We start from the raw sequence: 19,268 nt of genomic DNA on the forward strand, positions 1-19,268 counted from the left end.
TCATCCAGTATTACCTTTTCTCTTGATCGCGACGGGGAGGGCGCCTAGCCTGGAGGGTGCTGCCCCGTTGGAGGGCTTGGCCGCGATGAGGGGGGAGGGGATGATGTGGGGCGTGCAGACTTGGTGGTCCCTGCTGTGTGCGGTGGCCACGATCAACATCGTGGCGTGGCTTGCGGCGGGGGTGCTGCTGCGCCAGCGCCGGGGCAGCCTGTCCCCTGAAGCTTATGCCTTGCGCCGGGCCCAGTTGCTGCTGTCGGCGGGGTATGTGTTCGGTTGCGCCTTCCGCTCTTTCCTGCCGGTGTTCGACGTTCCACGCCTGGTGCTGGTGGATTCCTGGCTCTCCAGCGTGGTGGTGGGACGCTCGGTGGCCACGCTGGCGGAATTGTGCTTCGTGGCCCAGTGGGCGTTGATCCTCCAGGCCACCTCCCGGGCTACCGACAGCGCCGTGGGCCAGCGCACGGCGCGGGTGCTGGTGCCGCTGATCGTGGTGGCTGAAATCTGTTCCTGGCATGCGGTGCTGACCACCTCCAATCTGGGCCACGTGATCGAGGAAACCCTGTGGGGGACCTGCGCGGCCCTGCTGGTCCTGAGTCTGATCGAGATCTGGCCACGCAGCCCGCGGCGCCTGCAGCCCCTCCTTCTGCTGTGGGGCGGCGCCGGCCTGGCCTATGTGTTCTTCATGTTCCTGGTGGATGTCCCCATGTACTGGTCCCGCTGGCTGGCGGACGAGGCAGCGGGGCGTCATTACCTGAGCCTGGCCCATGGACTGCTGGATGCGTCGAGCCGTTGGGTGGTGTCGCACCGCGTCGAGGACTGGGCCAGCGAGATGACCTGGATGGGGCTCTATTTCAGCGTGGCGGTGTGGTTGAGCATTGCTCTGGTTCATGCCCCATTGCCCCGGGGGAGGCGGTAGCATCGGGGGGTGTTCCCCCGAAAGCCCTCCATGTCTGCCGTTCCGTCGTCCTTGCCTTTTGTGCCGCCCCGCCTGGGGGCCAGCCTGTATCCTGCCGCCCGTCTGTTCCTGGCCCGTAGTGCTCCACGCCATGGCGCGGCGCTGGCCTTTTATGCGGTGTTCTCCCTGGCCCCCCTGTTGGTGGTGATCATGGCCGGGGTGGCCCTGCTGATGGGGACCGGCGAGGCCCAGAAGGCCATCCATACCTATCTGCTGCGGGCCCTGGGGGAGAGCGAGGCCCAGGCCATCATGGCGATGACCGCCCATGCCCTGGCCCGGATCCGGTCTCCCGGGCTGGCTGCCTGGATGGCTATCGGTACGACCCTGGTGGGTGCCAGTGCGGTGTTCATGGAGTTGCAGGCAGCGCTGGCGGCCATCTGGGGCGGGCAGGCTGGGGGATCCGCAGCCCGGCGGATGCTCACGGTCCGCCTGGGGGGGCTGGCGATGGCCCTGGGAGTGGGATGCCTCCTGGCCCTGACCCTTCTGGCCGAGGCGGCCATGCATGCGGCCCTGGCCTGGTTCGGACGGGGGATTCCCGGGCTGGGCGTGCTGGTAGGGGCCGTCGATCTGGTGTTGATGAATGGCCTCAGCGCGGGGCTGTTCGCCGTGCTGCTGGCCCGCCTGGTGCCGGCCCGGGTGCGGTGGATCCAGGCGTTCCCCGCTGCGCTGGTGGTTACTTTGCTGTTCAGTGGAGGACGCTACCTGATTGCCTTCTATCTGGCCAATGCCGGAGTGGCCTCGGCGTATGGCGCGGCCGGCTCCCTTGCTGCCATCCTGGTGTGGTTTTACTGGTCGGCACAGATCTTCCTGTACGGCGCCTGTGTGCTGCGGGTTCAGGCCGAGCCTGTGCCGGAGGAGCAGTGAGCTTTGTCCGGCCGAGGTTTCACGTGAAACCTCGGTTGCCGGGGGTCACTGGGCAGGGGCGGCTTCGGCGACGAAGATCTCGATGCGGCGGTTCCTGGCCCGGCCGGCATCGGTGCTGTTGTCGGCAACAGGTTCGCGAGCCCCACGGCCGGCAATGGTGATGCGGGTCTCGGCCACGCCCCGGTCGGTCAGGAAATCCCGGGCGCTGGTGGCCCGCTGGGTGGACAGGGGGTTGTTGATGGCGTCACTGCCGGTGCTGTCCGTATGGCCGACGATTCGCACATGGGTGGCTGGGTTGTCCTTGAGGGTCTGGGCAAAGCGGCTCAGGATCGGGCGCATCTCGGCCTTGATGTTGGCTTTGCCCACATCGAAGGAAATGTCGCTGGGGATTTCCAGCTTCAGCTGGTTGTCGGCGGTGCGGGTCACGTCCACGCCGGTGCCTTCGGTGGCCTGAGCCATGGCCTGGCGTTGAGCTTCCATGCGCTGGGACCAGACGTAGCCCCCCAGGGCACCCAGTCCGGCACCGATGGCGGCGTCCCGGCCCATGGCGTTGCTGCCGGTGGCCTTGCCGATGATGGCGCCGCCCACCGCGCCACCGAGGGCCCCAAGGCCGGCATTGCGCTGGGTTTCGGTCATGTTGGCGCAGGCGGACAGGGTCAGCACCGCGGACAGGGTGAGGGGGAGGGTGGCGTTGCGGATGTTCATGGACCTTGCTCCTCGGTTCGGCCTCGGGAGGCCGTTATGGCAATCATTGCGCCGACGAGTCTAGGCCTTCCCGCTCCGCTCAAGGTGTGGGGCTTTGTGACAGGATGTTGTCGCCAGGGGAGGAGTCATTCCGCTGGCCGGTACTTGGCAAGCCAGTGGGCATAGGGTGCAGGCAACACCCAGGAGGCCTTGTCTTCGCCGAGTTGCAGGGCGGCCTGGTAGGGCCAGTGGGGATTGGCCAGGTGAGCACGCCCTACCATCACCAGATCCATCTGTCCCTCGGCGACCACCCGGTTGGCTGTCGCGGGGACATCGATCCCCCAGGAGGCGGCCACCGGCAGCCCGGCTTCCTGACGGACCCGGGCGGCAATCGGGGCAAGGAAGGCCGGACCCCAGGGGATGCGGGTCTCGGGTATGGTGAAGCTCACGCTCACGTTGAGCAGGTCCAGTCCTCCGTCCCGGAAGTTCCGGGTCAGCTGGATGGATTCAGTCAGGGTTTCCTCGTCCCGGCCGTCGTATTCGATGACGCCAAAACGGGCGGTGAGGGGGAGGTGTTCCGGCCATTCCGCGCGCACGGCGGCCAGGGTTTCCAGCAGGAAGCGGCTGCGCCCTTCCAGGCTGCCTCCGTAGGCATCGCTGCGCTGATTGGTGTGGATCGAAAAGAAGCTCTGGGCCAGGTAGCCGTGGGCGAAGTGGAGCTCCAGCCATTCAAAGCCGGCCTCCCGGGCCCTTCTGGCCGCAGCAGCGAAGTCGTTGCGCACCCGGGCAATGTCGTCCAGGGTCATGGCCCGGGGTGTGCGGGGGAGGTTGCCGCCGAAGGGAATGGCCGAGGGGGCGATGGGCGTCCAGCCCCGCGGGTCGTCCTCGGGGATGTGCTGGTCTCCCTCCCAGGGGCGTTCGGCGCTGGCCTTGCGGCCGGCATGGGCAATCTGGATGCCAGGAACACTGCCGGCCGCCTTGATGGCGGTCGCGATGCGGGCCAGCCCTGCGGCCTGGGTGTCGTTCCACAGCCCCAGGCAGGCAGGTGTGATGCGCCCTTCGGGGGCCACGGCGGTGGCCTCCACGATCACCAGGCCGGCACCACCCCGGGCGAGGCCCGTGTAGTGGGCTTCATGCCAGTCGTTGCTCAACCCGTCCGTGGCGCTGTACTGGCACATGGGCGGAATGGCGATGCGGTTGCGCAGCGTGACGTCCTTGAGTGAGAACGGAGAGAACAGGGCGGACATGGGGGAAGTGCTCCGGGGCAGTGGTTTGCAGTGGTGCGTGGGGATCGCGCTCGGGACGCTCGAGCCAGTTCTGAAGCCATTGTAAAGGACGCCGTCAGCCGCGGTGCACGCGTGGCGCCGCGGTTCTGCGGACGGCAGGGGTAGGCAGGGCTCAGCTGGCTTTCTTGACGAACTCCGACTTCAGCTGCATGGCTCCGAAGCTATCGATCCTGCAGTCGATGTCGTGGTCGCCGTCCACCAGGCGGATGTTCTTGACCTTGGTGCCTACCTTTACGACCGAGGACGAACCCTTCACTTTCAGGTCCTTGACCACGGTCACGCTGTCGCCATCCTGCAGTTCGTTGCCGTTGGCATCACGGACCACCTTTTTTTCCTCGATCGGAGCCGCCTGGGGCCATTCATGGGCACATTCGGGGCAAACGTAGCTGGCGCCGTCCTCATAGGTGTATTCGGATTTGCACTGGGGGCACGGGGGGAGGCTGCTCATGGGGCGTTCCTTGCTGATGATCGATCCGGAAGCGGATCGGCAAGGGCGTGAGAATAACCTTTTCATTGTCAGGGGGAAATCGTGTGTCTCCCGGCCGCCGGTCGCTTGTGCTAGTTTTCGCTCCCTCGAAAGGCCCACACTCATGAATCCGAACACGCCCAACCTGTCCGCTGCCGATGCCCGTGGCACCCGTGCCGCCCTGATCTTTGCGCTGACCGCGGAGCGTCTGTCCCTGTGGTATGAGCGGGGCCTGTGGCCTACCGAGGCCCAGGGGGCTGCCCTGGTGGCCGACTGGCTGGCCCGCACCCGGCGTAGCTTGCCCATGGAGGAGCGCCGGCATCTGTCGGATCTGAGCGACGGCCTGGCTCGGCAGATTGCCGGGGCCCTGTCCCGGGAGGCCGGGCTGTACACCGTTCACGAGATGATGGAGGCTCTCGATCCCCACTACGAATCTGAACTGGCCAAGTCACTGATGACCCAGTGCGAGCTGCTGCTGGACGGCACGCCCGACGCTGCTGGCGGGCCAGGCTGACTCCGCACGCAGCGCAAGGTCCGTCGCATGCCCCAGACGATTGTCGCTCCGGTCAGCAGTGAAATGCTGATCAGGAAGAGCCGTTTCCTCGGCTGCGTCCAGCCTGCGCCTGACCGGGAAACGGCCCAGCAGATCGTGGCCGGGCTGCGCGCGGCCCACCCGGGGGCCGCCCATGTTTGCTGGGCCCTGCTGGCTGGGGGGCAGTCGGCGGCGGTGGATGACGGTGAGCCTTCCGGGACGGCCGGGCGGCCGATGCTGGAGGTGCTGCGCCACCACGACCTGGAGGGGGTGCTGGCGACGGTGGTGCGTTACTACGGTGGTGTCAGGCTGGGGGCTGGCGGCCTGGTGCGGGCCTATACGGACTCGGTTGCCCAGGCACTCCTCAAGGCCGACAAGGTGGCCATCGTGCGCCAGACCCGGCTGGCCTGCCGGGTGCCTTACGCGCTTGAAGGTCTCGTCCGCCGGGCGCTGGAAAAGGCGGCCGTAACCGAGCTGCAGGTCCGCCATGGCAGCGACGTGGCGTTTGTCTTTCAGCTGCCCCTGGGGGACGCAGCTGCGCTGGTCACCCACCTGGACGAGGCCGGCCACGGACGGCTTGTCTGGCATCGGGAAGACTAGAGCACGATCCGCGAGTGGCCCACGCCGCCTCCCTTGGTGACCCGGATCTGCGCGGGGATGCGTTCCTTCAGGCCTTCCACATGGCTGATGATGCCGATCATCTTGCCGCTGGCATTGAGGGTGTCCAGGGCGTCCAGGGCCACGTCCAGGGTTTCGCCGTCCAGGGTGCCGAAGCCTTCGTCCAGGAACAGGGAGTCGATGGAGGTCTTGTGGCTCACCAGGTCTGACAGGGCGAGGGCGAGGGCGAGGCTGACCAGGAAGCTCTCGCCGCCGGACAGGGTGCGGGTGTCCCGGGCGGTGTCGCCCTGCCAGCTGTCCACAATGTCCATTTCCAGTTCGCCGTCTGTCTTGCGGCGCAGCAGGTAGCGTCCGTGGAGGCGGGCCAGATGGCGATTGGCCAGCTGGAGCAGGTGGTCGAGGGTGAGCCCCTGGGCAAAGCGGCGGAACTTGTCTCCCCGGGCTGAGCCGATCAGGCTGTCCAGGCGCTGCCAGTGGTCCGCATCCTCGCTGCGGGTCTCGATTTCGACCAGCAGGGCCTGCTGGCTGGTGCGGCGCAGGGCATCGCTTTCCAGGAGTCCCCTGTCCCGGCCGAGCGTTTCCAGCAGGGTGGCCTGGCCTTGCTCCAGAGCGCTCACTTCGCTATCCAGTTCTTCCCGGCGGCTGGCGGTGCGTGCCTCGGCAGCCAGCACAGCATGGCGCCGGTGGGTTTCCTCGTGCATGGTGCGGGCGCGGGTGAGCTGATGTTCCATCTCGTCCCTGAGGGCCTGCAGACGGGTGCTTTCGGTGTCTGGCAGGAGGGCGGCCAGGAAGGCCGCTTCGCCCTGGAAAGGGCTGTCTGCCAGGGCTGAATGCCATTGGGCTTCCGCCTGGGCCACGCGCTGGCCCTGTTCCGCAAGCGTTGCCTGGAGCTGCTCCTGACGGCCGGCAAGGGTGGTCAGCACATGGGCCAGTCCTTCTATCCGGTGGGTGCAGGTGGCCAGCGTTTCCCCTGAAGGTGTGACCCCGGCGGGAGCGTCCGGGGGGATGCCGAGCGTTTCGCTGCGGCGTACCCACAGGCTGGCTTCGGCCTGGAGGGTCTCCAGCCGGGCAAGGGTGCCAGGACGCTCCAGGGCCAGCTGGCGCAAGCGGGCCTGGTGCTGCTGCCAGTCCTGCCATTCGGTTTCCCGGGCGCGCAGCCAGGAGGAGGGATCATCGGGAAGGGCATGGCCGGTGTCCGCCAGGCTGGCGGCCAGGGCGTGCTCCAGGGTGGCCAGCTCTCCAAGGCGCTGCTCCCGGACGCTCCGGGTTTCCTTCAGGCGGATGAGCAGCCCGGTGATCTCCTGTTCCAGCAAGGCCAGCTGGGTCGAGCTTGCCTGCAGCACGCGGGTGGCCTCGGCGGCCTGCTGCTGGCCTTGCCGGAGGGCCTGCTCGCCCGTGACGGCGGCCTTGATGAGGGCCTCCAGCCCTGCGCAGGCGTCTGCTGCCGCCTGGCATCCGGTGTCCAGCCCGATGGCGTCGTGCCAGGCGTCGGGCGCCAATCCAAGGGGGGCCGTGAGGGTTTTCCACTCCTGGGCCAGCCGGGCCAGCTCTTCCTTCTCCAGGGCGTGCTGCCGCTGGCTGGCCTCCAGCCGGGCCTTGTCCCGTTCCAGGGCTTCACGGGTGCGCTGGCCTTCCTCGACCAGAAGTTCCAGGCGCTCCCGGGCTTCCTTCAGGGCGGATTCCGTGACGGAGACATCCAGGGCCTGATAGCTGGCGATGGCCGGATGCTCCGTGGCGCCGCACAGGGGGCAGGCCTGACCTGGCTGCAGGTCTTGCCGGTGCGCTTCAAGGCTCTGGATGCGGCGCTCCTGATCCAGCAGCTTCTGCCGGTCCGCCACCTGCTCCTTGAGCAGCTGGTGGCGGGCGCGGAGTTCCGCGAGGGCTTGCTCCCGGGGGGCGAGGCTTGCCTGCTCCGCCTGCAGGCGGGTGGCCCCGGCATCGTACTGGGCGGTCTTGCTCCGGCGCTGCTGTCCGAGGGTGCCTACCTGCTGCCAGCGCAGGAGGAGGGCCTGGGCCTGCTGCGCCTGCCTGTGCAGCTCTTCCAGCGTGCGCCCGTCCAGGCGGCTCTCCTGCGCCCGCAGGAGCTCCAGGACCGCCTGATCTGTCTGTTTGCGGGCGGTCTCCGCGGACTGGAGGGAGGCCCGCAGCACCGGCAGGCGCGCCTCGCGTTCCGTGTGTTGCGCCTCCAGGGTTTCCTGCGCCTGCTGCTGGCGGTTCTGCTCCAGCCGCAGGGCATTCCGTTGTTCAAAGCGCAGGCGCCAGGAGGGGAGCCTTTCCCCGAGCCGGGCGGCCTCGGGGCTGCGGGCGCAGCGCTCCTCCAGCTGCCGGCTTTCGGCGTCGAGGGCCTGCAGTTGCAGGGTGGCCTGGTCGGCCTGTTCGCGGGACAGGCGGCGGGCCAGGGCGTGGGCGTCCCCCTGTTCCCGGGTCCGGGCGTCGATTTCGGCCTGCAGGGCCCGGGCTTCAGCGGTGCTGCGCTGCAGCTGTGCAGTGGCCTGCCGGAAGGCCTCGTAGGGCGCCCGCAGGCGCTCTGCGGGGGCATGCCGGGCCAGCCGTTCCAGGTCCGGCGCGAGTCCGTTCCGGCGTGTTTCCATTTCCTTCAGGTGGCGTTCGGCGTTGTCCCGGTCGCCGGCGGTCTGGTCGAGCTGGATCCGCCACTGGCGCAGGGTCTGGACTTCGCTCAGGCGCTCCTGCCACACCTTCTGTTCCGCCGAGAGGCGAAGGACGATGGCCTCCTTCTCGCTCCGGCTCTCCGGGCTGAGGAGCTCCATCCCCTCGACCCGGGCCTTGAGTTCGCCCAGGTGCTGGCGGGCTTCCCGGGCCCGTTCGAAAACCCGGCTGGAAATCAGGCCGTAAATCTCGGTGCCGGTGAGCTCCTCCAGCAGCTCTGCCCGTTCGTTGGCACTGGCGTTGAGAAAGGCGGCGAAACCGCCCTGGGCCAGCAGCATCGATCTGGTGAAGCGGGGGAAGTCCAGGCCGGTGATGCGGGCGACCTCCTTGAGTTTGGTGCTCAGCTGGCTGGTCAGGATGCGGCCTTCGCCCGTGGCGGGATCGACCCGGGACAATTCGGCGGTGGGCGCCTGGAGCGCACCCTCCGGCTTGTTGCGGGCCCGCCGCTGGCTCCAGAAGGCCCGGTAGAGGTCCCCCCTCACCTCGAACTCCACCTCGGCCAGGCAGTCGGCGGTGTGACGGGTCATGATGTCGTTGCTGCCGGCCGTCACGGACCGGAGGCGTGGGGTCTCGTGATAGAGGGCCAGACAGATGGCATCCAGCAGGGTGGACTTGCCGGCTCCGGTGGGGCCGGTGATCGCGAAGAGTCCGTTGTCGGAGAAAGGAGGGGTGGTGAAGTCGATCTTCCACTCGTCCTTCAGGGAGTTCAGGTTCTTGAGGCGCAGGCGGAGGATTTTCATGCCGGATCTTCTTCCAGAGAGGTCAGGATGCGCTGGTAACGGGTGTTCAGGGCGCTCTGCACGGGCTCGTCCAGCTGTTCCTGGGCCAGGCGGCGCTGGAACACCTCCGTCGGGCTGAGTTCATGCAGGGTCTCCTGCGTGCGCGCCTCCAGGTGCGGGGTGGAGGCGCCCCGGGCGCGGCGGATCCTCAGCACCTCCACGGGCAGTCCGCTGGTGAGGGCGTCGATGCGGGCGGGGAGATCGGCCAGGTAGTCGTCTTCCCGGACGGTGATCTCCAGCCAGACAGGGCGCGCCCCGCTTCCCCCGGAGGCACTGGCCTGGAGCTGGGCAGGCAGCGTGGAGAGACTGCCCTCCAGACTGACGAGGGGCTGGAAGCGGGGTATGGCCAGGGGTGTGACCGCCGTCAGCCGGTCTTCCTCGAAGTCCACCCGCAGCACTTCCTTGTCCTGGGAGGCTTCGTCAAAAGAAAGGGGCAGGGGCGAACCGCTGTAGCGGACATGTTCCAGTCCCCCCACGGCCTGGGGGCGATGGATGTGCCCGAGGGCGATATAGGCGACCGGGGGGAAGGCGCTGGTGGGAAACGCTTCCAGGCTACCCACGTAGATTTCCCGGACGGACTCGCTGGCACTGGCACCTACGGTCGTGAGGTGGCCGGTGGCCAGGATCGGCAGGGTCCGCCCCAGCTCTGCGGCGAGTGCCGTCTGGCGGGCGAGGGCGAGCTCATGAACGGCGTCGTAGTGGGCCTGAAGGGCGCTCAGCAGGGCTTGACGCTTGTCTTCCGCGCTCTCGCCCGCCTGGCTGCTGACCACGTCCCGGGGGCGGATGAAGGGGATGGCACAGACCACGCACCCCGGGGTACCGTCCCGCCGGGGCAGGACGCAGACGTGATCGGCCGGCGCGCCGGCGGCCGCGATCACGGTGGCGCCGAGGCGGGCCAGCAGCGCGCGGCTCTCCGCCAGTACGGCCACCGAGTCATGGTTGCCCCCCAGCAGCAGGAGTGCGACCCCGACCTGGTGCAGGCGCAGGACCAGCTGGTTGTAGAGTTCGCGGGCATAGCTGGGGGGACTCCCGGTGTCGAACAGGTCGCCGGCGATCAGCACGGCGTCCACCTGGTGTGTATTCACCTGAACCAGGAGCCAGTCGATCAGGGCCTGGTGCTCAGCCTGACGGCTCTTGCCCATGAAGTGCTGACCCAGGTGCCAGTCGGAGGTGTGAAGGATGCGCATCGGGTAGGGAGGGAGCAGAATGGTCAGGGGTCTCGGGCAGCCCCATTGGCAGGGGCGGGATTGAAGCCGTAAGCGAAGCGGCATGGTACGTGGATCGGTGCGCACCGGTGAACCCGGAGCTGCTCAGGCCGCGCGGCAGCACCGGGATGGTGCATTCGGGATTCTTCGTTCTGGTGCATGCCCCAGAACGGGGCTGAAAGGAGGGGGCTGACCGGCCATTCCCCTGCAGGCCGCAGCCCTGGCGCCGGAAGAGACGGGTGCATCCTCCTGCCATACCCCTTGATCCCGGGGGCATGGGCTCGTTGAATCCGGCCCCGCAGGGGGCGGGTGCCTGTTTTTGGGGGAGGCTGGCGTGAAGCTTGCTCTGTCGTTTGGTCAGTCTGATACCCGCAGTCCAAGAACGGAGCTTTCCCGTGACCATTCACGTTGCCCTCAACCACCTGACCTCCTACAAATACGACCGGCCGGTCAATCTCGGTCCTCAGGTCGTACGTCTGCGTCCGGCACCCTACAGCCGCACCCGGATCCTGTCGTATTCCCTGCGGGTGCTGCCCAAGCCCCACTTCATCAATTGGCAGCAGGATCCCCAGTCCAACTATCTGGCGCGTCTGGTTTTCCCGGAGAAGGTCACCGAATTCAGCGTCGAGGTGGATCTGGTGGCCGAGATGTCGGTGATCAATCCCTTCGACTTCTTCCTGGAGCCGGAGGCCGAGAACTTCCCCTTTGAGTACGCCGGAGCCCTCAGTCATGAGCTTGCCCCTTACCTGCTGAAGGAAGAGGCTACTCCCGGATTCCAGAAATACCTGGACACCATTCCCCGTGACCCGCTGCGCATGGTGGACTTCCTGGTGAAGGTCAATGCCGACCTGCAGCAGCACATCGGTTATGTGATCCGGATGGAGCCGGGGGTGCAGACGCCGGAGGAAACCCTCACCAAGCGCACCGGCTCATGCCGGGACTCCGCCTGGCTGCTGGTCCAGCTGCTGCGTCACCTGGGCCTGGCGGCACGCTTCGTGTCCGGCTACCTGATTCAGCTGAAGGCCGATGTGAAGTCCCTCGACGGTCCCTCCGGCACCGAGGTGGACTTCACCGACCTGCACGCCTGGACCGAGGTCTACCTGCCTGGCGCCGGCTGGGTCGGTCTTGATCCGACCTCGGGCCTGTTTGCCGGCGAGGGCCACATTCCCCTGGCCGCCTCGCCGGACCCGTCGTCGGCCGCACCCATCTCCGGACTCATCGGCGAGTGCGAATGCGAGTTCGAGCACCACATGCAGGTGACCCGGGTGTTCGAATCCCCGCGGGTGACCAAGCCCTACAGCGAGGCGCAGTGGGCTGAGATCGAGGCCCTGGGGCACCGCATCGACGTGGACATCGAGGCCCACGACATGCGTCTCACGATGGGCGGCGAGCCGACCTTCGTGTCCATCGACGACCCGGACGGCGCCGAGTGGAACACCGAGGCCATGGGGCCCACCAAGCGCATCCGTGCCGAGGACCTCTACCATCGTCTGCGCGACAAGTACGCCCCTCAGGGCCTGCCTCACTTCGGGCAGGGCAAGTGGTACCCGGGAGAGCAGCTGCCGCGCTGGTCCCTGACCTGCTTCTGGCGCAAGGACGGCCAGCCCATCTGGACTCACCCGGAGCTGATCGCCGACGCCAGCGTCCCGGGTGACGTGAAGGTGGACAAGGCCCATACCTTCCTGGCGGGCGTCGCATCCCGCCTGGCCGTGGACCAGCGCCGGGTCTTCCCAGCCTACGAGGACGCTTTCTACTACCTGTGGCGGGAGCGCCGCCTGCCGGGCAACGTGGACCCCTTCGACGCCCGTCTGGACGATCCCATGGAGCGGGAGCGCATTCGCCGGGTCTATGAGCACGGCCTGCCCAACCCGGTGGGCTACGTGCTGCCGGTCGGGGTCAATGAGCACTCCGGCGCCTGGGAGTCCGGCCCGTGGTTCCTGCGGGACGAGCGCTGCTACCTGATCCCCGGCGATTCACCCATGGGCTTCCGTCTGCCCCTGGATTCCCAGCCCTGGGTTGAGAAGAGCGATTACCCTCACATCAATCCGCCGGATGTCCACCAGCAGTTTGCCCCGCTGCCACCCTACACCGCCATCCGGCGCCAGATCCCCGTGGCACAGGGCGCAGTGCCCCATGTGCTGGGTCAAAATGTTGCGGGTCCGGCCGCTGCGCCTGGCCGGGCGGGCCTGGAGGCGCGCCGCACTGCTGGCAGGATGAACCCCACGGATCGTCCGCCCGAGCGCTTCCAGTCTGCGGACTGGGTGGTGCGCACTGCCCTGTGCGCCGAGCCGCGCAACGGCACCCTGCACCTCTTCATGCCGCCCCTGGCCAGCCTGGAAAAGTACCTGGCACTGGTGGCGGCGATCGAGATCACTGCCGAGGAGCTGGGCACGCCGGTGGTCATCGAGGGCTATGAGCCCCCCGCCGACCCGCGCCTGACCCATTTCCGGATCACCCCCGACCCGGGCGTGATCGAGGTCAACATCCACCCGGCCAGCAACTGGGAGGAGCTCGTCGAGCGCACCACCCACCTCTACGAGGCAGCCCACTACTCCCGCCTCACCACCGAGAAGTTCATGGTGGACGGCCGCCATACCGGCACCGGCGGCGGCAACCACTTTGTGCTGGGGGGCGCCACCCCGTCCGACTCGCCCTTCCTGCGGCGTCCGGACCTGCTGCGCAGCCTGATCTCCTACTGGCACAACCATCCCAGCTTGTCCTACCTGTTCTCGGGCCTCTTCATCGGCCCCACCAGCCAGGCCCCGCGGATCGACGAGGCACGCAACGACTCGGTGTACGAGATCGAGACCGCCTTCCGGCAGTTCCCGCCCCCGGGCGAGAGCCTGCAGCCCTGGTTGATTGACCGGCTCCTGCGCAACCTGCTGGTGGACGTGAGCGGCAATACCCACCGCTCCGAGTTCTGCATCGACAAGCTCTATTCTCCGGACGGTGCCACCGGCCGTCTCGGCCTGGTCGAAATGCGGGCCTTCGAGATGCCGCCCCATTCGCGCATGTCCCTGGCCCAGCAGCTCCTGCTGCGGGGCCTGCTGGCCCGCTTCTGGGAAACACCCTACGCACCCCAGCGGCTGGTGCGCTGGGGAACCGAGCTGCACGACCGCTTCCTGCTGCCCCATTTCGTGCAGCAGGATTTCGATGACGTCATGGCAGACATGCAGGCCCATGGTTTCGATTTCAAGTCCGAGTGGTTTGCCCCGCACCAGGAGTTCCGTTTCCCGAAGATCGGCGACTTCGCGGTGCGCGGCATCCACGTGGAGCTGCGCGGTGCGCTGGAGCCCTGGCACGTGATGGGGGAGGAGGGTGCGGCCGGCGGCACGGCCCGCTTCGTGGATTCCTCCGTCGAGCGCCTGCAGGTGAAGGTCAGCGGCATGTCCGATGAGCGCTTCCTGCTGGCCGTCAATGGCCGGTCCATTCCTCTCCAGCCCACCGGCACGGTGGGCGAGCATGTGGCCGGCGTGCGCTACCGGGCGTGGCAGCCGCCGTCCTGCCTGCACCCGACCATCCCGTCCCACGCACCGCTGGTCTTCGACCTGGTGGATACCTGGAGCGGGCGTTCCCTGGGCGGCTGCCAGTACCATGTGGCCCATCCGGGTGGTCGCAGCTTCGAGACCTTCCCCGTCAATGCCTTCGAGGCCGAGAGCCGCCGCCTGGCTCGTTTCTTCCGCATGGGGCACACGCCCGGCGAACCCGGGGTGCAGGTCTCGCCGGTGGAGAAGGAGTTTCCCTTCACCCTCGACCTGCGGCGGTAAGCTCAGCGGGCCTGGGCGCCCCCCGGTGTACTGCCAGCCGGGGGGCGTCAGTCTGGCCTCCCGGTTTTGTTCCCCCTCTCCACATGCGTCCTGACCCATTCATGCCGAGCTCCATCCTTTCCCATTACCCCTACCGCTCCGACAGTTACGATGAGCTGTTCGGGGAGGAGGGCGTCCGGCCCCACTGGCAGGAATTCCTCGACCATATCGATGAGTCGAGCAGCGACACCCTCAAGGCCCGGGCAGCCCAGCTGGCCCGGGGCATCCAGCAGAACGGCGTCACCTACAATGTTTATGCGGATCCGCGGGGAACAGACCGGCCCTGGTCCCTGGATCTCCTGCCGTTGATCCTGCAGGCCGATGAATGGCGGGCTATTTCGGCAGCGATCGTCCAGCGGGTCCGTCTGCTCAACGCCTTGCTGGGTGATCTTTACGGCGAGCAGCGCATCCTGTCCGAAGGCCTGCTGCCGCCGGAGCTGGTGTATGGCCACAAGGGCTTCCTGTGGCCGTGCAAGGGTATCGCTCCAGTGGGGGGGCATCACCTGCATCTCTATGCCGCGGACCTGGGCCGCTCGCCGGATGGTCACTGGTGGGTGATTGCGGACCGTACCCAGTCCCCCTCCGGCGCCGGTTATGCGCTGGAAAACCGCCTGCTGGTCTCCCGCGCCTTTCCCGAGCTGTTCCGCGACCTGCAGGTGCAGACGCTGGCGGGTTTCTTCCGCGGCCTGCAGTGCAGCCTGGCCAGTCAGGCACCCACCGAGGGTGAGCCACCCCTGACCGTGCTGCTCACCCCGGGACCTTTCAACGAAACCTACTTCGAACACGTCTATCTGGCCCGCTACCTGGGTTTTCCGTTGGTGGAGGGGCAGGACCTGACGGTGCGTCAGGACACGGTGTTCCTGAAGACCGTTTCGGGCCTGAAGCGGGTGCACGTGATCCTGCGTCGTCTGGACGACGATTTCTGCGATCCGCTGGAGCTGCGCTCCGACTCGGCCCTCGGCGTACCCGGCCTGCTTGGGGTGGTGCGTGCCGGCCGGGTGCTGGTGGCCAATGCGCTGGGCAGCGGCCTCCTCGAGTCAGCGGCGTTGCCAGGCTTCCTGCCGGGGATCTGCCGTCACCTGCTGGGGGAAGAGCTGGCGATGCCGACGGTGGCCACCTGGTGGTGTGGCGAGGCGCCGGCAAAAACCCAGGTGCTGGCCAACCTGCGGGATCTGGTGATCAAGCCCACCTTCCCGGGGACCCGCAGCGAGGTGACCTTCGGCGATCAGCTGGATGAGGCGCAGCTGGCCGCCCTCCGGGCGCGCATCGAAGCCGATCCCTCTGCGTTTGTGGCTCAGGAGCTGGTCAAGCTGTCCCGCGTGCCGGTCTGGTCCGGTGGCAGCCGGCGCCGGCTGATGACCCGCTCGATGGGCCTGCGGGTTTATGCGGCGATCACCCCGGAGGGCTATCAGGTCCTGCCAGGGGGCCTGGCCCGGGTCGCCGGCGCGGACAATGCGCGCATTCTCACCATGCAGAAGGGGGGGAGCAGCAAGGATACCTGGGTCCTTGCCGACGGGCCGGTATCCACCTTCAGCTTGCGCCACCACAGCATACGGGTGAGCGATCTGATCCAGGAGACGGGCACCCTGTCATCCCGCCTGGCCGAGAACCTGTTCTGGTTCGGTCGCTACGCCGAACGCTGCGATGCGGTTTCCCGCCTGTCCCGGCTGGCCCTGTCCCGGCTTTCCGAGGGGCGTCGCGCCGAGCGGGCCGGGGCCCTCCCGATGATGCTGGAGCTGGCCGCCGGCGCTGGCCTGGTGGAGGGAGTGGTGGCCAGCCGCCCGGTAGCCAAGGCGGCACTGGATCTCTTCCGGGCCGTGCTCGACCGGCGTGCCGGGTGTGGTCTGGCTGCCAACCTGCAGCGTCTCACCTGGTGTGCCAGCCAGGCCCGGGAGCACCTCTCCCTGGATCACTGGCATGCCCTCAAGCGCCTCTCTACCGGGCTGGACAAGGCCCGTGCCCAGGTGTCGGATGTGCCCGCCCTGCAGGAGTTCCTCGACGAAGCCCTGACCACCTTTGTGTCCCTGTCCGGGTTTGCGATGGACAACATGACCCGGGACATGGGCTGGTGCCTTCACATCGTCGGGCGGCGCCTCGAGCGTCTCGACAGCCTGACCGGTACCCTGGCCTGCTTCCTGCGCCGTTATGTGGCGATCGAGGGCGCACTGCAGCGGGAACTGGCCGTGGAAGCCCTGCTGGAACTGTGTGACTCCATCATTACCTATCGCACCCGCTATCGGGCCCAGCCCGAGCTGCTGCCGGCCATCCACATGCTGCTGACCGACGATGCCAACCCCCATGCCCTGGCGTTCCAGGTGCGGATGCTGGCCAACTACACCCGGTCCTTCGAAGGCAAAGGGGCCGGGTTGGGGCTGGCCGAACTGGAAGGTGCCTACGCAGCCCTGCAGGGCTTCGAGTGGGGACGCCTCGAAGCAGCGGCGGCCCCCGCGGAGCGCATCGCGGGCACCCTCACTCTGGCCGACCGGCTCGACCAGCTGGGACGAGCCGGACGCAGCCTGTCGGACCGGCTTGCCATGCGTTACTTCAGCCATGTGGGCCGCACTGGCCAGGCCACCTTTGCTGCCTGACTTCCCTGATCCCCATGACCCGTCGCGTTGCCTACACCATCCTTCATGAAACCGAGTATCCCGCCTGCGGGGTACCTGTCTCCCTGTCCCAGCACCTGTTGCACCTGATACCGCGTCCCCTGCCCTGGCAGACGCGGGAGTTCGGTCGCATCGTCGTCGTCCCTGATCAGGGACGGATGGTGGAAGGAGAGGATGCCTTCGGCAATCCGGTGGCCTGGCTGGCCCTCGACACCCCCCATGATGGTTTGCTGGTGCGGGCCGAAAGCCATGTGACGGTGAGCGCCCGCCCGCTCACTGATCCGGCGGGCTCTCCGCCCTGGGAGGCGGTCCGTGACAGCCTGCGCTATCGTCCGGAACCCCGGGAGGCCGGGCTGCTGGATGCCCAGCGCTACCTCTATGCGTCTCCGCGGATTCCCCTGGACGCGGCGCTGGCGGCCTTTGCAGCACAGGTCTTCGAGTCAGGGAAGCCTCTCCTGGCCGCGGCCAGGGCCTTGATGATGCATATCTTCAAGACCTTTACCTTTGATGCCAAGGCCACCGAAGTGAGCACCCCCGTGCAGGAGGTGCTCCGGCGTCGCAGGGGGGTGTGCCAGGACTTCGCGCATCTGATGATCGCAGCCTTGCGTTCCATCGGCCTGCCCGCCCGCTACATGTCCGGCTATCTGCTGACCGACCCGCCGCCGGGCAAGCCACGCCTGATCGGTGCGGATGCCTCCCATGCCTGGGTGGCGGTATGGTGTCCCTGCAACGGGTGGGTCGAGTACGATCCCACCAACGGTATTCAGCCTGACGTCCGTCATGTCACCCTGGGCTGGGGGCGTGATTTCCAGGATGTATCCCCCCTCCGCGGCGTGATCCTGGGTGGCCTGGCCGTTGCCCCCGAGGTCCGGGTCACCGTGACGCCGGATGCGGAGCATCAGGACAGGCCGGCTGCCGTAGTGCGGCGAGTTCCCCCGGACTGACCGGTTGCTGACGGCATTAATTCATATGGCATTTCCATGGAAAATAATCCATAGTGCGTGGCTTGAGCGATCACGTTCCGTGCCGGGAGTTCTTCATGATGAAAATGTCGTTTGCCGGGGGGGCACCAGGTGCTTCCCTGATGCTTGCCTGCATCCTGCTGCTGAGCGGGTGCGCCACCGAACAGTCGCGGACCCTTGAGCTTCCCCGGGTGAGTGCGGTGGGTGCTGTCCCCCAGGGCGCCCGGACCCTCGTTGCGGTGGGCAAGTTCGACAACCGTTCGAGCTTCATGCGGGGCATCTTCAGTGATGGGGTCGATCGCCTGGGCGGTCAGGCCAAAACCATCCTGATCACCCACCTGCAACAGACAGGTCGTTTCAACGTACTCGACCGGGACAACATGGCCGAAATCAGGCAGGAAGCGGCGTTGGCCAGGTCAGCCCAGAACCTGAAGGGTGCCGCCCATGTGCTGACGGGGGACGTGACCGAGTTCGGGCGCAGGGAAACCGGGGACAAGCAGCTCTTCGGCCTGCTTGGGCGAGGGAAGTCCCAGGTGGCGTATGCCAAGGTTAACGTCAATGTGGTGAATGTGCAGACCTCGGAAGTGGTCTTTTCGGTGCAGGGCGCTGGGGAGTACAGCCTGGACAGCCGGGAGATCATCGGCTTCGGTGGTACGTCCAGCTATGACTCGACCCTCAACGGCAAGGTGCTGGATCTGGCCATCCGCGAGGCCGTCAACAACCTGGTCCAGGGTATCCAGTCAGGTGCCTGGCAACTGGTCCACTGAGCCGGAGGCGATGCCAGACATGAAAACCCTGCGTCGTTCGTGGATCGTCGGTCTGCTGCTCTTGTCCGGGTGCGCCAGCCAGCCTCAGTCCCTGTATTACTGGGGAGAGTACCAGCCTCAGGTGTACGGGCACTTCACCCGGGAAAACGGGGCGGAGGAGCAGATCGCCCGCCTGGAGGCCGGTGTCGAACAGGCCCGTGCCCGGGGCCAGTCCGTGCCCCCGGGGTACATGGCCCACCTGGGCATCCTCCATGCAGACAGCGGGCGAGGGGATCAGATGCTCCGGTGCTTTGAGGCTGAAAAGAAGCTGTATCCCGAAAGTGCCGCCTACATGGATTTTCTCCTGCGCAAGCCCAGGCTGCGTCAGGGAGGTGCCCAATGACGCCGTTCCGTTTTCTGCAGCCAAGGGGGGTCTGTTCCGCCCTGCTGGCCCTCTCCGGGGTGATCCTGATGAGTGGCTGTGCCACGCGCGCGAGCCACGATTATTCCGCTTTTCAGGAGAGCCGCCCGGCCTCGATCCTGGTACTTCCCCCCGTCAATCAGTCGCCGGAGGTGGGGGCCAGCTACAGCATGCTGTCCCAGGTGACCCTGCCTCTGGCCGAATCGGGGTACTACGTCTTTCCGGTCACGCTGGTGGATGAGACCTTCCGCCAGAACGGGCTGAGCGAGCCTGGCGAGATGCATCAGGTTCCGCCCCCGAAGCTGCGGGAGATCTTCGGTGCCGACGCGGTCCTCTACATCACCCTTACCCAGTATGGTACGAGCTACGCGGTACTCTCCAGCGAAAGCCGGGTGAGCGCCCAGGCCCGTCTGGTGGACCTGCGCTCGGCCAGAGTGCTGTGGTCAGGCGAAGCCACGGCGTCCAGTGCCGAAGGGCGCAGCTCCAGTGGTGGCCTGGTCGGTCTGTTGATCGAGGCTGTGGTCAATCAGATCGTCGAAAGCGCTTCCAACCGTTCCCACCCGATTGCCGGCATCACCAGCTCCCGTCTTCTTTCGGCGGGCACGCCCAACGGCATCCTCTACGGCCCGCGCTCCCCCCGCTACAAGACCGACGGCCAGTCCGCCCGCTGAGGA

At 67.2% G+C, this 19,268-nt stretch carries 15 protein-coding genes; 10 read left to right on the forward strand and 5 right to left on the reverse strand.

Features of this window, described 5'->3' with window-relative positions:
- Window positions 1–112: 112 nt before the first annotated feature.
- Both PHD22_RS00045 and PHD22_RS00050 read left to right on the forward strand, forming a co-directional pair.
- The gene (locus PHD22_RS00045) at window positions 113–913 is read left to right on the forward strand and encodes a hypothetical protein (RefSeq protein ID WP_299860424.1); all 801 of its coding nucleotides are present in this window, start codon (window positions 113–115) and stop codon (window positions 911–913) included.
- A 30-nt stretch (window positions 914–943) separates the two neighbouring features.
- Window positions 944–1,816: a YihY/virulence factor BrkB family protein gene (locus PHD22_RS00050; RefSeq protein WP_299860427.1), complete on the forward strand. Its 873-nt coding sequence runs from the start codon at window positions 944–946 to the stop codon at window positions 1,814–1,816.
- Window positions 1,817–1,861: 45 nt separating this feature from the next.
- On the opposite strand, the gene PHD22_RS00055 is transcribed toward PHD22_RS00050, so the two are convergent.
- The 3 genes from PHD22_RS00055 to PHD22_RS00065 all read right to left on the reverse strand — a co-directional run bounded on the left by PHD22_RS00055 (window position 1,862) and on the right by PHD22_RS00065 (window position 4,234).
- Window positions 1,862–2,521: an OmpA family protein gene (locus tag PHD22_RS00055; RefSeq protein WP_299860430.1), complete on the reverse strand. Its 660-nt coding sequence runs from the start codon at window positions 2,519–2,521 to the stop codon at window positions 1,862–1,864.
- A gap of 125 nt (window positions 2,522–2,646) precedes the next feature.
- Window positions 2,647–3,747 carry an NADH:flavin oxidoreductase/NADH oxidase gene (locus PHD22_RS00060; protein WP_299860433.1) on the reverse strand — a complete coding sequence of 367 codons (1,101 nt, stop codon included), beginning with the start codon at window positions 3,745–3,747 and terminating at the stop codon, window positions 2,647–2,649.
- Window positions 3,748–3,898: 151 nt separating this feature from the next.
- Window positions 3,899–4,234, reverse strand: a complete 336-nt coding sequence (locus PHD22_RS00065; RefSeq protein ID WP_299860435.1) for a zinc ribbon domain-containing protein YjdM — start codon at window positions 4,232–4,234, stop codon at window positions 3,899–3,901.
- 142 nt (window positions 4,235–4,376) lie between these two features.
- Here PHD22_RS00065 and PHD22_RS00070 point away from each other — a divergent pair, with 142 nt between their 5' ends.
- Together PHD22_RS00070 and PHD22_RS00075 are read left to right on the forward strand one after the other, a co-directional pair.
- Entirely contained in the window at window positions 4,377–4,766 is a 390-nt protein-coding gene (locus tag PHD22_RS00070; RefSeq protein ID WP_299860438.1) for a hypothetical protein, read from the forward strand.
- Between the two features lie 27 nt (window positions 4,767–4,793).
- Window positions 4,794–5,384 (forward strand): YigZ family protein, encoded by a 591-nt coding sequence (locus PHD22_RS00075; RefSeq protein ID WP_299860440.1) that lies wholly within the window; start codon window positions 4,794–4,796, stop codon window positions 5,382–5,384.
- Here the strand turns inward: PHD22_RS00075 and PHD22_RS00080 are convergent.
- Both PHD22_RS00080 and sbcD read right to left on the reverse strand, forming a co-directional pair.
- The gene (locus PHD22_RS00080; protein ID WP_299860442.1) at window positions 5,381–8,809 is read right to left on the reverse strand and encodes an AAA family ATPase; all 3,429 of its coding nucleotides are present in this window, start codon (window positions 8,807–8,809) and stop codon (window positions 5,381–5,383) included. The genes PHD22_RS00075 and PHD22_RS00080 overlap by 4 nt on opposite strands.
- Window positions 8,806–10,035: an exonuclease subunit SbcD gene (sbcD, locus tag PHD22_RS00085; protein WP_299860445.1), complete on the reverse strand. Its 1,230-nt coding sequence runs from the start codon at window positions 10,033–10,035 to the stop codon at window positions 8,806–8,808. Before sbcD ends, PHD22_RS00080 begins: the two co-directional genes overlap by 4 nt.
- A gap of 413 nt (window positions 10,036–10,448) precedes the next feature.
- On the opposite strand from sbcD, the gene PHD22_RS00090 reads away from it, so the two are divergent.
- The 6 genes from PHD22_RS00090 (at window position 10,449) to PHD22_RS00115 (ending at window position 19,265) form a co-directional block, all read left to right on the forward strand.
- The gene (locus PHD22_RS00090) at window positions 10,449–13,820 is read left to right on the forward strand and encodes a transglutaminase family protein (protein WP_299860449.1); all 3,372 of its coding nucleotides are present in this window, start codon (window positions 10,449–10,451) and stop codon (window positions 13,818–13,820) included.
- 101 nt (window positions 13,821–13,921) lie between these two features.
- Window positions 13,922–16,447 carry a circularly permuted type 2 ATP-grasp protein gene (locus tag PHD22_RS00095; protein WP_299860452.1) on the forward strand — a complete coding sequence of 842 codons (2,526 nt, stop codon included), beginning with the start codon at window positions 13,922–13,924 and terminating at the stop codon, window positions 16,445–16,447.
- Window positions 16,448–16,461: 14 nt separating this feature from the next.
- A complete protein-coding gene (locus PHD22_RS00100) occupies window positions 16,462–17,409 on the forward strand; it encodes a transglutaminase family protein (RefSeq protein ID WP_299860455.1) in 948 nt (315 codons plus the stop codon).
- 95 nt (window positions 17,410–17,504) lie between these two features.
- The gene (locus tag PHD22_RS00105; RefSeq protein ID WP_299860458.1) at window positions 17,505–18,194 is read left to right on the forward strand and encodes a CsgG/HfaB family protein; all 690 of its coding nucleotides are present in this window, start codon (window positions 17,505–17,507) and stop codon (window positions 18,192–18,194) included.
- A 19-nt stretch (window positions 18,195–18,213) separates the two neighbouring features.
- The gene (locus tag PHD22_RS00110; RefSeq protein WP_299860460.1) at window positions 18,214–18,576 is read left to right on the forward strand and encodes a DUF4810 domain-containing protein; all 363 of its coding nucleotides are present in this window, start codon (window positions 18,214–18,216) and stop codon (window positions 18,574–18,576) included.
- Window positions 18,573–19,265, forward strand: coding sequence for a DUF799 domain-containing protein (locus PHD22_RS00115; RefSeq protein WP_299860462.1), 693 nt, complete (start codon window positions 18,573–18,575; stop codon window positions 19,263–19,265). Before PHD22_RS00110 ends, PHD22_RS00115 begins: the two co-directional genes overlap by 4 nt.
- The last annotated feature ends 3 nt before the right edge of the window (window positions 19,266–19,268 follow it).

Origin of the sequence: Zoogloea sp. (genome assembly GCF_028693495.1) — a bacterium.
In the GTDB taxonomy this organism is placed as follows: domain Bacteria; phylum Pseudomonadota; class Gammaproteobacteria; order Burkholderiales; family Rhodocyclaceae; genus Zoogloea.